We start from the raw sequence: 15,090 nt of genomic DNA on the forward strand, positions 1-15,090 counted from the left end.
CTGGCTGCACGACCGTCGGACGATTCTGACATTCGTTTCAGATTCTCCCGAGCCTGCCGATGCATTCGTACACATGAATGTTTTGCTGGCTCCATAACAAAAACCCTCCAGCTGACGATTTCAAATATTTACGGATTCTGGAGAAATGCCATGAACAGCTGGTTTGCGAACATCAGCGTCAACATGAAGCTGGCCCTCGGCTTCGGCGTTGTACTTGTATTAACAGCACTGCTGGCCCTGGTAGGCTGGAACAGCCTGGGCCAGATGAGCGCACGCAGCAAATGGGTGGGTGATATCACCAAGCTCAGCCAAAAGCTCACCGACCTTCGGGTGACGCGCCTGCAATACATGCTCAGCAACGGCGACGAAGTGGCCGCGCAAAGCGTTCAGACCGCGCTCGACGCCTTCAAGGCGCAGCAGCAATTTCTGCAAAAAACCTTCACTAACCCACAGAATGTTCCGCTCATCAAAACGATGGGCGAGCAGATCAGCGCTTATGAGGCCTCGTTGAAAAAAATGCGCGAGGCCTACCAGGCCAGCGCCGGAGTGCGCGATAGCATGGGCGTCGACGCGGTAAAAGCAGCCGACCTGATTGCCGCGATCAACGATGATGTGATGAAGCTCGACCCAACTGACGAACGCCGTTTCGAGCAGTATCAGGCCGCCATTAAAGCCCGCGAAGACGTGATGCTGGTGCGCTACGAAGTGCGCGGCTACACCGCCAACGTCTCGGCCAAGACCGAAGACACGGCGATGGGTCAGCTGACCACCGCCATTGACGGCCTCGCCCCGCTCAACGCCATGTTCGGCGGCACTCAGGCCGAACGCCTGAAGCAACTGGAGGCAGCGCTGATCGGCTATCGCAACTCGGTGCAGGGTTTCAAGCTCGCTACCGGCAATATCAATGCTGCGCGCACGGAGATGACCGAGGAACAGAGTGTCATCGTCAAGCTGGCGCAACAGCTCACTGATCTGCAGAACACCTTGGGCCAGGCCGACAGCCAGCAAGCTCGCACGCTGCAATTGGCCGGCACGCTCCTGGCGCTGATTCTCGGCACGCTGGCGGCGATCATCATTACCCGTCAGATCACCCGTCCGCTTCAACAAACACTGGCAGTGGTCGATCGCATCGCTTCTGGCGATTTGTCCCACAACATGGTCGTGACCCGCAAAGATGAACTGGGCGTTCTGCAAATGGGCATCCAGCGCATGGGCACTACGCTGCGCGAGTTGATTGGCGGCATCCGTGACAGCGTCACGCAGATTGCCAGCGCCGCCGAAGAGCTGTCGGCCGTGACCGAACAGACCAGCGCCGGGGTCAACAGCCAGAAAGTGGAAACCGACCAGGTCGCCACCGCGATGCATGAAATGTCGGCCACTGTTCACGAAGTGGCGCGCAACGCCGAGCAGGCATCGGTCGCCGCTTCTGCCGCTGACAAGCAGGCACGCGAGGGCGACAAAGTGGTCGGTGAAGCCATCGTGCAGATTGAGAAACTGGCCAGCGAAGTGGTCCGTTCCACCGACGCGATGTCCGTGCTGGAACAGGAAAGCAACAAGATCGGCAAGGTCATGGACGTGATCAAGGCCGTCGCCGAGCAGACCAACCTGCTGGCCCTCAACGCTGCCATTGAGGCCGCGCGTGCCGGTGAAGCCGGTCGCGGTTTTGCCGTGGTCGCCGATGAGGTCCGTGGCCTGGCGCAACGCACTCAGCAATCCACCGAAGAGATCGAAGGCCTCGTCGCGGCGCTGCAGAACGGCACGCGCCAGGTCTCGGAGATCATGCTCAGCAGCCGCAACCTGACTGACAGCTCCGTTGCCCTGACCCGCAAGGCCGGTACGTCGCTGGAAAGCATTACCCAGACGGTGTCGAACATTCAGGCCATGAACCAGCAGATCGCCGCCGCTGCCGAGCAGCAAAGCTCGGTGGCTGAAGAAATCAGCCGCAGCATCGTCAACGTGCGCGACGTGTCCGAACAGACGGCCGCTGCCAGCGACGAAACCGCCGCCTCCAGCGTCGAACTCGCTCGATTGGGCAATCAGCTGCAAATGCTGGTCAGCCACTTCAAGGTATAAACCGGCTTTATCTGCGTCGGGCGAAAAGCCGCTCGGCGCAGGCGGTGTAAGGGTTTGAAGACGAACAGTGCGGGTGCACTGGCAAGAAAGGGATTTACTGATCCCACAATTGCCACATACTGCCCGCGCAGTTTTATTTCGTCATATTCATCTCCAACGCCGGGTTTATCTCCATGACAAGAATTTTGCCTTATCTCCTCAGTGCCGCCCTCTACCTCGTTCCAGTCGCTTTTTCCCACGCCGCCACGGCCCCTGCACCTGTCCAACTGATCGTCCTGAGTTCGGGCGGGATCATGGGCGCGTTCAAGGCTGTAGCCCCCGATTACGAACAGCGCGCCGGCGTGAAGCTGCAGGGCGAAGTGGCGCCTTCAATGGGCGCGACGCCCCAGGCCATTCCCAACCGACTCGCCCGCCATGAGCCGGCCGACGTGGTGTTGATGGTCGGTTCGGCGCTGGACAAGTTGATCAAGGACGGCAAGGTCGATCCGAAAACCCGCGTCGATCTAGGCAAATCCTACATCGCCATGGCCGTGCGTCACGGCTCGCCGCACCCTGACATCAGCACCATGGAAGCCTTCAAGCAGACCCTGCTGGACGCCAAAAGCATCGCCTATTCGGACAGCGCCAGCGGCGTGTACCTGTCCCGCGTGCTGTTCAGCCAGATGCACATCGCTGACCGCATTCAGAGCAAAAGCCGCATGATCCCCGCCGAGCCCGTCGGCGAAGTCGTTGCACGAGGAGACGCCGAAATTGGCTTTCAGCAGCTGAGCGAGCTCAAGCCGGTGGACGGCATCGACATCATCGGCCTGATCCCCGACCAGGCGCAGCAGATGACCCTCTACTCCGCAGGCGTCGTAACCCAGAGCAAACACCCGGAACAGGCCAAACAGTTTCTGGAATTCTTGAGCTCAACGGCAGCCGCCCCGGCCATCAAAGCCAGCGGCCTGGACCCGATCGCGAAGTAACTGATTGGGTCAGCCGGCGACCGCAGTCAATTGTAGGAGCGCGCTTGCTCGCGAAGGCGGCGTGTCAGGCAATCGATTCGTGACTGACAGATCGCGTTCGCGGGCAAGCGCGCTCCTCCGCCTTTCGGCAGAAGCGGAGCCAAGGCACGCCGAGCTTACTTAAGCGCCAGTTCGATCAACTCACCGCGCACGTCATCACCCTCGATGTGCAGCAGGCCGACCGTGATCGGTAATTTGAAGCGACGCGGTCCGGCGCTGCCCGGGTTGATGAACAGCACGCCGTCGCGCATCTGCTGCAAGGGCCGGTGGGAGTGGCCGGTGACCACGACGCGCACCCCGTCCGGCAGCGATTGCGGCACCTCGGCCAGTATGTGGGTGGTGTAAATCGCCACATCACCGATCCGCAAAACCGCTTCATAGGGCACGTCGCAAGCCCAGCCATCGTCGGTGTCGTTGTTGCCACGTACCACCGTGAGTGGCGCGATGGCCTTCAACGCGTCGAGGATTTCCGGCTTGCCGATGTCGCCGCCGTGAATCAGGTAATCGCAGCCCTGCAACGCTTCCAGTGCCTGAGGGCGCAGCAGGCCGTGGGTGTCCGAGATCAAGCCGACTTTTACGCTCACTGTTCAGCTCCCGGACGCCGACAGGGCGGCCTGTTTTGACTGCACACGCTTCATGCTGATCATCGCCAGCAAGGCCACTACCGCCACCAGCGCGGTGAAGAACTCGCCCACATGCTCCAGACCGAACACCCGCACGCTGAAACCCACCGCCACCACCGGCACCGAGATCGACACGTAAAGCACCACGAAGAAGGCGGACGTCACAGCAGCCTTCTGATCCGCCGGGCTGCTGGCGGTAACCGCGCCCATGCCGGCGCGCAGGATCATGCCCTGACCGATGCCTGCCACCAGACCCGCCGCGATCAACAGCCCCAGCTGCGACGTGGCAATGCTCAGCCCCAGACAGATCATGCCGATGATCAGCCCGATGCAGCCAAGCGTCATGTGCCGGTCCTTCGGCAGCACCTGCAGCAACGCCTGGCCGATGATCGAGGCGACGAAAAACAAGCCAATCACCGCGCCGATCAACAGTCCGCCTTGTTCGTGCATGACGTGGATCATCACCGACGGCACCATGCTGGTGAACAGGCCCGCGACGCTGAAACCGGCCAGCCCGGCAATGGACGCAGAGATGAACACGCTGCGCACCGAGGCCGGAACCGAAGGCTTCTGAATACCCAGTTTCAGGGTCGCCGGACGCTGCACGGTCTCACGAATCAGCGCGATTCCGAGGGTCGCCAGCACGAGCATCGCCACGTGCACGTAGAACACCAGGTGCAACGGGGCCGGCAGAAACTGCGAAGTAAATCCGGCGAGCAAAGGCCCGATGCCGAGGCCGAACATATTGGCGGCCGTGGCCACCAGCGTGGCGTTCTTCCAGGTCTTGGGGGCCAGTTCGATGACGGCGACGGTTGCCGTGCCGGTCATGATGCCCGCGCTGAACCCGGAAAACAGCCGCCCGATCAGCAGGCCGCCAATGGAGTCGCTGAACAGAAAGATGACCGCGCTGATCGCCCCCATCGCCAGCCCTGCCTGCAACAACGGCTTGCGCCCCAGTTGATCGGACCAACTGCCGACCGCCAGCAGCGCTGCGATGACGCCCGCCGCATAGATCGAGAAAATGATTGTCAGCCAGCTTGCGTCGAAGCCGAGCCGCTGTTGATAGAGCGCATACAGCGGCGTGGGTAGCGTGGTGCCGACCATGGCGATAAGTAACGCGCAGGCGGCGAAGATGAAGTCGCGCGTTGAGGTAGAGGCAGGCAAGGACATGAGCGCTCCGGGCACCGGTATAAACAAGGTACGCAGTGTCGCTGATACAGACCGAGCAAGGTAGACCTGCGAGGTTATCGAGGATGCATGAGCAGGCGATTTTGAAGTATGCGTGAACATATTCATCATCAGGTTAAACACTTTGACTTTGCGTGCTTCATGCCCGACAGCGCGGGTCAAAGGCTGAACACAACATGATTGACGCGATTATCCGACAAAAATCGCAGACTTAAAAAATCGCAACACCGGATATCACAAAAGACTTTTACTGAAGGGAAGAAGAACTAAAAGAGTGAACTCATCCGCTGTTTGGCTAACCCGGGAAAGTTCTTTAGAGTCCGCGCCCTTGATACCCGCTCAGCAGTGAAAAACGTGTGAATAACGATCTACAACTTGTTAAATCAGCACTGACGCGATTCGGCGTCATGCTGGCGCTTACGCTCTTCAGCATCGGCATGGTGTTCATCGACATCTTTATCGCCAAAACGGACATCCTCGAAACCTCGTTCACCGAGGTCAGCCAGGAAGTCATGCTGGCGATCATCGCCGGTTTGTTTTGGCTCTCGGCGCGCCAGCCGGGGCAACGTGGCGTCGGCATCCTGATTGGCGGCTTTTTCGCCTGCATGCTGATTCGTGAGCTGGACGGGCTGTTCGACCCGATCAGTCACAGCTTCTGGCTATGGCCCGCCCTGCTCACTGCTGGCACCTGCCTCTACAAGGCGTTGGGTTATAAAAAAGCGTGGCGCGACGTGGTCTCGGGGCTCGCCCGTTTTTCCATTCGCCCGGCGTTCGGTTTCATCATGGCGGGGCTGTTGGTGCTGATCTTTTCGCGACTCTTCGGCATGGGCTCGCTGTGGCATGGCATCCTCCAGGGCGGCTACGCGCGTCTGGCGAAAACCACCGTTGAAGAAGGCGTCGAACTGCTGGCTTACAGCATTTGCCTGGGCGGCGCGCTGGACTACTTTCTGGAGCTGCGCCGCGATCTTTCGCGCTTTGACGAACTCACCCAACTGCAGATTTCCGTGCCCGTCAAAGCCAGACGTCGCGCTGTCGCCGAGGCATTGGAAACCAGCGTCTAAACCCGGCGCCTTCATATAGGCCAAGCGTCATCAGACACTCAGCCAGCGCCCGACAATAAAGCGTCTGTTTGCCTGTCCAGCCCGACATCGGCATCCCTTTCGCGCCCTCCATCGTGCTAGCCTTGGCACTCTTTGGAGGGATGCGACTGCCCCGCAGGTTGTCCCGGATTTCAGGCAGCCAATCGCCCATGAGCAAGAAAACCCCCGTCACCATTTCCGACATCGCCCGCCGCGTGAACATGACCCCTGTCACTGTTTCCCGGGCGCTGAACAAACCCGATCTGGTCAAGCCCGCCACCCTGGCGCGCATTCTGGAAGTGGCGCAAGAACTCGATTACGTCCCCAATGCATTCGCCCGCAGCCTCAAGCGCAGCGAGAGCATGATCATCGGCGTCATTACCGCGTCGGTGGACAACCCCTTCTACAGTGAGATGATCAAGGCGATCTCCCGCGAGGCGAAAGCCCGCGGTTACACCATCATGCTGGTGGACACCGACGGCTCCGAAGAACTCGAAGCCAAGGCAGTCGACACCCTCCTCAGTTATCGCGTGGCCGGCATCGTGCTGTCGCCGGTGTCCGACGAGCCAGCGTACCAGCCGGTCTACCTGAGCCGGCTGAGCAACGGCGACATTCCCGTGGTGCAACTGGACCGCGCGCTGCCTGCCAGCCCGTTCAGTCATGTGGTGCTCGACAACTATCACAGCGGCCTGAAAGGCGCGCGTTACCTGCTGGCGCAAAGCCCGGCGATGCGACGCATGCTGGTGCTGACCGGCCCCGCGCATTCGCGGATTTCCGAGGAACGCCTGAAGGGCGTGAAGGCTGCGATTGCCGAGAGTGGCAAACCGGTGCAGCTGGATGTGTTTGCCGGGGATTACACGCTGGAACCGTCGCACCAGAGCACGCTGGATTACCTGCGCGACCACCCGCTGCCGGACGCGATTTTCGGCTTCAACCAGCTCATTACCCTGGGCGCCATGAAGGCTCTGCGCGACCGCGATATCGCCCACAACACCGTGGCCATCTGCGGCATCGACCGGCTGCCCTTCGCCGACATCTTCGGCATCCCCATCGCCTGCATCGCCCACGACGCCTCGCTGGCCGGAAGCAGCGCGGTGAAAATGCTGATGGAGCGGATCGAAGACCGGCATTTGCCGAAGGCGCAGGTGGTGATTGTCGGGGAGCTGGAGAATGGCGTTGGCGGGTGATTTTTCATCGGCGACTCAGCCGCGACCTTAGCCGTGAAACCTAAGCCGCCTCCGAGCTTACGCCGTCTCCTGTAGGAGCGCGCTTGCCCGCGAACGCGGTGTGTCAGATAAAAAGTTTTCACTGACACACCGCAATCGCGGGCAAGCGCGCTCCTACAATGTTTTGCGTTCGTCGGCAAATTCGCGTTAGTCCGCAAATTCGCGTTGTCGGGGGATTTGCGTTTGTCAGCCACGTCTGTGGCAAAACCGCCCCTTTAACGGCTCGTATACCCCCCATCAATCGGCAGCGACACACCACTGATCATCGACGCCGCGCTGCTCAGCAGGAACAGGATCGGCGCAGCGACTTCTGCGGTTTCGGCGAAGCGGCCGAGGGGAATTGCCGCCAGCGCGGGGTCGCGTTTGCTTGGCTCGCCCCAGGCCATCTGCGCCATGGGCGTCAGTGTCACGGTGGGGTTGACGCTGTTGACGCGAATCCCGTGCCGGCCCCATTCGCCACACTGCACACGGGTCATGGCATCCATCGCGCCCTTTGACGCGCAATAGCTCAAGTGGTCGTCCAGCGCCACCAACGAGGCCTGGCTCGACACATTAACGATGCTCCCCGCCACGCCTTCAGCGATCATCTTCTTCGCCACCGCACCCGCGATCATCGCCGCTGCACGCACGTTGACCGCCATGACCTGATCGAATGCCGCCGCGCTGACCTCGGTCGCGGACTCCAGTATGGAAATCCCGGCGCAATTGACCAGGCCGTGCATCACCGGCAGGTCCGCCAGCACTGCGGCCAATGACTGTTGATCGGCCACGTCCACGCGCAGCGGCTGGCAGCCCTGCACGGCCAGTTTCTCCAGAGCGACTGCATCGCGGCCCATGGCATACACCTCAGCGCCACTGTTCAGCAGTTGCTGCGTGACCTCCCAGCCAATGCCGCTGCTGGCGCCGGTGACCAGAATGCGCTGGCCGCTGAAATCAAATTGAGCCGTGTTCACAGTCCCGCTCCCTGCAAGCGATGCATGATCGGTTTCAGCGCCGGGTACAGCGCCACGTAATCGGCGAACAGTCGGGAATACAGCGCGACGTTCTCCGCTTGAGGCTCGGCCCGAAGCTGCAGTTGAACCCAGCCTTTGTGAACCTGCGCCTCATCCACCAGACCGACCGCATGAGCAGCGAGCAGCGCGGCACCGAGCGCCGCTTCGACTTCCTGGACGATGGTGTAGACCGGGAAGTTAGTGACGTCGGCGATGATCTGCATCCACAGGTCCGAGTGGCTGGCACCGCCGACGACGATCAGCCGCGGGTCCAGAGACTGCGCCCCTTTGGTGCCCGCTTCGATGTTGTGCCGCAGCGCGAAAGTGACCCCTTCGAGCACTGCGCGGTAGAGGTGAATCCGGCTGTGATAGAGGCTCAGCCCGACAAAACTGCCGCTGGCTTTGGCGTCCCACACCGGGCTGCGCTCGCCCATCAAATACGGCTGAAACAGCACGCCGTCGCTGCCGGCCGGGATCTTCATCGCCGCGCGTTCGAGTATCACGTGGCTGTCTTCGCCGCTCTCGCGGCCCTGCTGCTCTTCGGCTTGGCAGAACTGCTCGCGAAACCAGCTGACCGAGGCGCCGGCGGTGATCGCGCCGCCGAAGATGTACAGGTCCTTCGCGCCATTGAAGACGTGGGGAAAACTGACCAGACCGTGCCGGGCATCGACCTGCTGGTTGAGGTAGCCCCAGCACATGCTGGTGCCGATCATCGCCACATGGTTGCCGGCTTGGGTCACGCCCGCGGCGAAGGTCGCCATGGCGGCATCGACACCGCCACCGAGCAGCGGAATGTCAGGGGTAAGCCCAAGGCGATCGGCCCATTCGGGTAAGAGGCCGCCGACCACATCACCGGAGTGAACCAGCCGCTCGGGCATCATCGACGCCGGAATGCCCAGCGCGTCAAGCATCTCAGCCGACCAGCCCCGCGCCTCGACGTCGTAGACGCCGCCGATGTTGCCGGCAGAACTGTGATCCACAGCGACCTCACCGGTCAGGCAATAGTTGATGTAGCTGTTGGGCGGCAACAGGTAGCGCGTGTCAGCCCAGATCAGCGGCTGTTTGTCCTTGAGCCAGAGCATTTTGGTGAAGCCGTAATAGCTGTCCACCGAGTTGCCGGTGATCGTGTAAAGCCGCTCGAGATCGACATGCTGATTGACCCACTCAACCTGTTCTTCCGCGCGGCGGTCCATCCAGATCAGGCACGGGTACAAGGGTTTGATCTGCGCATCAACCGCAATGCCCGAGCCCCCATACAGGCTGCTGACACACAGGGCTTTGACGCTGTCTTTGGGCACGGCGCTTTTGCGCATGCAAGCGGCGACACAGATTTCCACGGCGTCGAGCCAGACCTGCGGCCATTGCTCGGCCCAGCGCGGTTTGGGCGTGTCGACCTTATAACTGTGGCTGTGCTGCGCGATGATTCGGCCTTGGCTATCGACCAGCAATGCTTTGGTGCTTTGGGTGCCGATGTCGACACCGATGACGTAATCCATCCGGGTGCGCTCTTGTTGTTATTGGGTTGGTACGCAAGACCTGTAGGAGCGACCGGGGTGGCGCTCCACCTTGCCCGCGAAAGCGTTGTGTCAGACGGTAATGACGATTCTGATACACCGCCATCGCGGGCAAGGTGGAGCGCCACCCCGGTCGCTCCTACAGGTGGTCACTGATTCACAGGCTTGAGCAGCACCTTGATCGACTTGGTCGAGTCCGCCAGTGCAAACGCTTCGGCGTAGTCGTCCAGACCGAAGTCGTGGGTGACGATGCCTTCCGATGTCACTAGCCCGCGCTCGAACAGGTCGATGGCAATCGGGTAGCAATACGGCCCCAGGTGAGCCCCGCGCACGTCGAGTTCTTTACGATCGCCAATGATTGACCAGTCAGCGCTGGTCTCGGCGCCGAACACGCTGAACTCCACAAAGCGGCCCAATTTGCGGATCAGATCAAGGCCCTGAGTGACGCCGATCGGCACGCCTGTGGTCTCGATGTAAACGTCGCAGCCGTAGCCGTCGGTGAGGCCGTTGATGATCTCTTTCGCGTTGTCGCGGCTCGGGTTGATCACCACGTCGGCGCCGAATTTTTTCGCCAGTTCCAGACGCTCGTCGACCATGTCGATGACCACTAGCTTCTTCGGCGTCTTCAGCGCGGCGACCTGCACCATGCAAAGGCCAAGCGTGCCGGCGCCGGCAATCACCAGCACGTCGTCGAGCTGAACATCACCGCGGTTCACCGTGTGAATCGAACAGGCCATCGGCTCGATCAGCGCCGAGTCTTCCAGCGAAACCGACTCGGGAATGTGATGCACGATGGCGGTCTTCGGGATGCGCATGTACTGCGCCATGCCGCCCTCGGCGACGTCCTTCTGGAAGCCGAAGATGTTGTGCACTTCGCACATCCAGTACTTGCCGGATTTGCAGAACTTGCACTTCTCGCACGGGACGATTTGCTCGGCGATGACCTTGTCACCGACCTTCACGCCGAAGTGTTCTTCCGCGCCCTCGCCCACCGAATCGACGTAGCCGAAGAACTCGTGGCCCGGCACAACAGGCGCCTTGACCCACGGGCTCTCGCCGCCCCAGAACATCGCCGCGCCCGAATGGCATTTGCAGTCACTGGCGCAGATGCCGCAGGCACCGATGCGGATCACCAGTTCATTGGCACGCGCCACGGGCTTGCTGATCTGCTCCAGACGGTAGTCTTTCGGGGCATGGCAGACGACGGCTTGCATGGTGTTTGTTGTGTTTTGTTCCATGTCGGTTCACCTGTTTGGGTTTGTTTGATGACCTGTAGGAGCGCGCTTGCCCGCGATGGCGGCGGACCCGTTGCATTATCGTCGTCTGACACGACGCCATCGCGGGCAAGCGCGCTCCTACAGGTGAGGGTTCGATGTCGGTTTATTTATGCCGCTGCCGACTGATAAAAATCGCCAGCAAAATGATTCCGCCCTTGATTACGCTCTGCACGTAAGGCGACACGCCCAGCATGTTCAGGCCGTTGTTCAGCACGCCCAACAGCATCGCGCCCACCAGCGTGCCGATGATCACGCCTCGCCCGCCGGCAATCGACGCGCCGCCCAGTACCACGGCCGCAATAGCGTCCAGTTCGAAACCGACGCCCGCGTTCGGTTGCCCGCTCATCAGCCGCGACGACAACACCAGCCCGGCGATCGCCGCCGTCAGCCCGCTGATCGAGTACACCAGCAGCTTGAACCGCGAGGCGCGCACGCCGGACAGACGCACGGCTTCTTCGTTGCCACCGATGGCATAAACGTAGCGACCGACGCGCGTGTGTTGCAGCAGCACCCAGGCGAAAAAGTACGTCGCCAGCATGATCAGGATCGGCACCTGAATGCCGAACAGCGTGCCGCGTCCGAACCAGGCGAACCAGTCCGGCATGCCCGCAATCGGGTAGCCGTCTGTGTACATCAGGCCCAGCCCGCGCGCGATGCCCATGGTCGCCAGGGTGACGATGATCGGCGGCATTTTCAGGTACGCCACGAAGATGCCGTTGCCCACACCGAAGCCCACGCCAATCAGCAAACCGATGAGGATCGCAATCGGCGCCGGCACGCCTGCCACCATCAGCCCGGTGGTCAGCGTGCCGGACAATGCCATCACTGGACCCACCGACAAATCGATACCGCCGGTGAGGATCACGCAGGTCATGCCGACCGCGATGATGGCGTTGATCGACACTTGGCGGGCGATGTTTTCCAGGTTCGCGCCGGTGAGAAACTTGTCGCTGGCGAAAATCATGAAGACCGTCACCACCACCAGCCCCACGAAGGGATAGAAGGCGGGCGAGCGTATCAATCGAGCGAAGTTGAGCTTCATCCGGTTGGGCTGCGCGGCCATGGATTTAATGGAGGTGTTCACTGTTCAGGCTCCCGGTGGCGTGGCGCATCACTTCCTGCGGATTGATGGCCGAAGCCTCCAGCACGTTGACGATGGCGCCTTTGTTGAAGACGGCCACGCGGTCGCACATACCGATGATTTCCGGCAGTTCCGAAGAGATCATGATGATCGCGAAGCCTTGTTCGGTGAGTGTGCGCATCAGGGTGTAGATCTCCGCTTTCGCGCCGACGTCGATGCCTCGGGTCGGCTCGTCGAAGATCAGGATGTCGCAGTGGTGATTGATCCAGCGCGCGATCACCACCTTCTGCTGATTGCCGCCGCTCAGGTTGACGACCCGGCTTTCACCGCTCGGCGCCTTGATCGAAAGCTGCTTCATCAGCTCGGCGGTGGTGGTGTCTTCCTTGTGCCGGTCGAGCAGGTGCGCCGCGCCTTCGTACTTGCCCAGATTGTTCAGGGAGATATTCTCGCGAATGCTGAAATCCACGATCAGCCCTTCGCTCTTGCGGCTTTCCGGCAACAGGCCGATGCCACTGGCCAGCGCTTGCGCCGGGTCATTGAGGTGCGCCGGCTGACCGCGCAGCAGCACATCCTTGCTGACCACAGGCAACGCGCCGATCACGCCCAGCGCCAATTCCGTTCGCCCGGACCCGACCAGCCCGGCAAAGCCGAGAATCTCGCCCTTGTGCAGATTGAAGCTGTTGTGCGGACCGTTGCGGGTCAGCTGGATATCACGCACTTGCAGCACCACTTCGCCCTGAGCGCGGGACTGCTTGGGCGGAAAGCTTGCTTCCAGACGACGCCCCACCATCATCTCCACCAGCGTGTCGATGTCGCTGTTGGCGACGGTCAGAGCGCCAACGTTGGCGCCATCGCGCAGCACGCTGATGCGGTCGCAGACCTGAAAAATCTCCTCCAGATGGTGGGAGATGAAGATCACCGCCACGCCCTGGCTTTTCAGCTCACGCATGATGTCGAACAGCAGCTCGGCCTCGGACGGTGTCAGGGTGGCGGTGGGTTCGTCGAGAATCAGCAAACGCGCTTCAAGGGCCAGTGCCTTGGCGATCTCGACAAATTGCTGCTCGGCCACGCTCAAGTGTTGCACCGAGCAATCCAGATTGATCTTCACGCCCAGCCGGTCGAACAGCGCGATGGCTTTCTCGCGCATCTCGCCCTTACGCAGCAAGCCGAAGCCGTTGACGATCTCGTGACCGAGGAAAATGTTCTCCACGGCATTGAGATAGGGGATCAGGCTGAATTCCTGAAAGACAATGCCGATGCCGGCGGCAATGGCCTCGTTGTAGGTCGCGAAATGCTGCTCCGCGCCGTCAATGAGAATGCTGCCTTTGTCCTGATGCTCGACGCCGGCGAGGATCTTCATCAGGGTCGACTTGCCCGCACCGTTTTCACCGAGCAGGGCGTGAATTTCGCCGCGCTCGACCTGCAGGTTGATCGACTTGAGCGCCTGCACGCCGGGGTAGCTTTTACAGATGTTTTCCAATTGCAGAAGGCAGCTCATGGGCACCTCGTCGCAGCAGAATATCGCTGCGCAACTCACATCAATCCGTGGCGCCGGCCTGGGCCAAAAAACCTCAGGCGAGCGGCGCCACGCCCGTTACCAGCTGAAGGTCTTGGCCTTGGCCTGATCCACCAGCAGGATGTCGACCGGGATGGTCGCCGGGACTTGTGAGCCCCACTTTTTGGCGAGGGCCAACCCCAGGGCCAGACGGACCTGATCGCGTGGGTATTGAGCGGAAGTGGCGATGAACTTGCTGTTGGGCTTCTGGATTTCCTTGATGGCTTCGGGCGCGCCGTCGACGCTGGTCAGCTTGACGTCCATGCCGCTGGACTCGATGGCGGCCAGGGCGCCAAGCGAACCGTTGTCGTTGACGCTGAACAGGCCTTTGAGATTGGGCTGCGCCTGGAGCATGTTTTCAGTCACGGTCAGCGCTTGATCACGCTCCTGTTTGCCGTTCTGAATGCTGACAATCTTGATGTCTTTGTACTTGCCCAGGGCTTCCTTGCAGCCGCGCACGCGCTCGAGAATCGGCACCACGGCGATGCCGTCGAGAATCCCGACGTCGCCCTTTTCGCCGATGTTCTTGGCCAGGTAGTCGCAAGCCTGCACGCCCGCGTCGAAGTTCTTCGAGCCGACGAACGAGTCCAGCGGGCCATTGGCCTGAGCGTCCACTGCAACCACCACCACGCCTTTGTCGTGGGCCTGTTTGACGGCGGACTGAACGCCAACCGAATCGGTCGGGTTGATGATCAGGATGTCGATGCCTTTCTGCAGCATGTCTTCGATGTCGCTGATCTGCTTGGACACATCGTGGCGCGCGTCAGTGACCAGCAGCGTCGCACCGATGCTGGCAGTGGCGTCCTGAAGGGCGTCCTTCATGGTCACGAAGTAGGGGTTGTTGATCTCTTGGAACGAGGCACCGATTTTCAGCGGGCCGGTCTTGGCGGCGTCGGCGGCCTGGACATTGATGGCGCTGCCACAGGCGACAGCCACGGCGAGGGAACAGAGAGCGGCGGAAAAGCCCTTCTTGAGGCGAGTTGTCATAGCGAAAGATCCCGTTGTTTTTATTTTTAAAGCGGAAATGTCATCGTTAACATTTTCGAAATTAGCAGAGAAACAGGGGGTCCGCAATATCCGCCGGCGACCGTTGGTAAGCCCGGCATGACGACCGTTGGCGAGTTTCCCGGGCACGCGCGTTGACAGCCTGAAGATCTCTGCCGATACTCCAGACTGCGTTGTACGACAACGCATAACTGATAACAAAAATAAAAAGGAATGCTTTCATGACGATGACAGTCAATCGGCGCCTGTTGCCCCAAGAAATCCGCCCCATCTCCCCTTCTGTTTCTGCTTCCCCCGCGTCGCCTGTGCCCGTGCATGCGCCTGTGTCTGCGAACGCGCCCGCGAGCGATTGATCGACGACGACCGTTTCGATCAGGCAGTGAGCCTCATTCAAAACCGGTGACTTGAGCACCCATGTCCACTCCTTCGGCGCCTGTGCGGCGACTTCGGTGCGGGACCGTTTTGTCAGCAGA

General features: G+C 60.9%; 13 protein-coding genes and 1 pseudogene. 5 read left to right on the forward strand and 9 right to left on the reverse strand.

Annotation, left to right across the window (positions count from 1 at the left end):
• Positions 1 to 264 precede the first annotated feature (264 nt).
• From OKW98_RS27720 to OKW98_RS25320, 3 genes and pseudogenes are all read left to right on the forward strand, one after another.
• Positions 265 to 1,170: pseudogene (locus OKW98_RS27720) on the forward strand (methyl-accepting chemotaxis protein); the annotation flags it as partial.
• A gap of 198 nt (positions 1,171 to 1,368) precedes the next feature.
• Complete coding sequence (locus OKW98_RS27725; protein WP_416148545.1) at positions 1,369 to 2,073, forward strand: methyl-accepting chemotaxis protein; 705 nt, start codon at positions 1,369 to 1,371, stop codon at positions 2,071 to 2,073.
• A 173-nt stretch (positions 2,074 to 2,246) separates the two neighbouring features.
• Positions 2,247 to 3,038: a substrate-binding domain-containing protein gene (locus OKW98_RS25320; RefSeq protein WP_265387159.1), complete on the forward strand. Its 792-nt coding sequence runs from the start codon at positions 2,247 to 2,249 to the stop codon at positions 3,036 to 3,038.
• Positions 3,039 to 3,193: 155 nt separating this feature from the next.
• Here the strand turns inward: OKW98_RS25320 and OKW98_RS25325 are convergent, their stop codons facing one another.
• Both OKW98_RS25325 and OKW98_RS25330 read right to left on the reverse strand, forming a co-directional pair.
• Entirely contained in the window at positions 3,194 to 3,661 is a 468-nt protein-coding gene (locus OKW98_RS25325) for a metallophosphoesterase family protein (RefSeq protein ID WP_265387160.1), read from the reverse strand.
• Between the two features lie 3 nt (positions 3,662 to 3,664).
• A complete protein-coding gene (locus tag OKW98_RS25330; RefSeq protein WP_265387161.1) occupies positions 3,665 to 4,870 on the reverse strand; it encodes an MFS transporter in 1,206 nt (401 codons plus the stop codon).
• Positions 4,871 to 5,295: 425 nt separating this feature from the next.
• Here OKW98_RS25330 and OKW98_RS25335 point away from each other — a divergent pair, with 425 nt between their 5' ends.
• Positions 5,296 to 5,949, forward strand: coding sequence for a hypothetical protein (locus OKW98_RS25335; RefSeq protein ID WP_265387162.1), 654 nt, complete (start codon positions 5,296 to 5,298; stop codon positions 5,947 to 5,949).
• A 188-nt stretch (positions 5,950 to 6,137) separates the two neighbouring features.
• Entirely contained in the window at positions 6,138 to 7,154 is a 1,017-nt protein-coding gene (locus OKW98_RS25340) for a LacI family DNA-binding transcriptional regulator (RefSeq protein ID WP_265387163.1), read from the forward strand.
• A gap of 254 nt (positions 7,155 to 7,408) precedes the next feature.
• Here OKW98_RS25340 and OKW98_RS25345 read toward each other — a convergent pair whose 3' ends face one another.
• The 7 genes from OKW98_RS25345 to OKW98_RS25375 form a co-directional block, all read right to left on the reverse strand.
• Positions 7,409 to 8,146 carry an SDR family oxidoreductase gene (locus OKW98_RS25345; RefSeq protein ID WP_265387164.1) on the reverse strand — a complete coding sequence of 246 codons (738 nt, stop codon included), beginning with the start codon at positions 8,144 to 8,146 and terminating at the stop codon, positions 7,409 to 7,411.
• On the reverse strand, positions 8,143 to 9,681 hold the full coding sequence (locus tag OKW98_RS25350) for an FGGY-family carbohydrate kinase (RefSeq protein ID WP_265387165.1): 1,539 nt from the start codon (positions 9,679 to 9,681) through the stop codon (positions 8,143 to 8,145). The genes OKW98_RS25345 and OKW98_RS25350 overlap by 4 nt, the downstream gene beginning before the upstream one ends.
• Positions 9,682 to 9,848: 167 nt before the next feature.
• Positions 9,849 to 10,937 carry an alcohol dehydrogenase catalytic domain-containing protein gene (locus OKW98_RS25355; protein ID WP_265387166.1) on the reverse strand — a complete coding sequence of 363 codons (1,089 nt, stop codon included), beginning with the start codon at positions 10,935 to 10,937 and terminating at the stop codon, positions 9,849 to 9,851.
• Positions 10,938 to 11,079: 142 nt separating this feature from the next.
• Positions 11,080 to 12,039: an ABC transporter permease gene (locus OKW98_RS25360; protein ID WP_265389835.1), complete on the reverse strand. Its 960-nt coding sequence runs from the start codon at positions 12,037 to 12,039 to the stop codon at positions 11,080 to 11,082.
• Between the two features lie 4 nt (positions 12,040 to 12,043).
• A complete protein-coding gene (locus tag OKW98_RS25365) occupies positions 12,044 to 13,555 on the reverse strand; it encodes a sugar ABC transporter ATP-binding protein (protein WP_265387167.1) in 1,512 nt (503 codons plus the stop codon).
• Positions 13,556 to 13,651: 96 nt separating this feature from the next.
• Positions 13,652 to 14,599: a substrate-binding domain-containing protein gene (locus OKW98_RS25370; protein WP_265387168.1), complete on the reverse strand. Its 948-nt coding sequence runs from the start codon at positions 14,597 to 14,599 to the stop codon at positions 13,652 to 13,654.
• Between the two features lie 61 nt (positions 14,600 to 14,660).
• The gene (locus OKW98_RS25375; RefSeq protein ID WP_265387169.1) at positions 14,661 to 15,029 is read right to left on the reverse strand and encodes a hypothetical protein; all 369 of its coding nucleotides are present in this window, start codon (positions 15,027 to 15,029) and stop codon (positions 14,661 to 14,663) included.
• Between the last annotated feature and the right edge of the window lie 61 nt (positions 15,030 to 15,090).

The sequence above is a fragment of the Pseudomonas sp. KU26590 genome, from assembly GCF_026153515.1.
Classification (GTDB): Bacteria; Pseudomonadota; Gammaproteobacteria; order Pseudomonadales; family Pseudomonadaceae; genus Aquipseudomonas.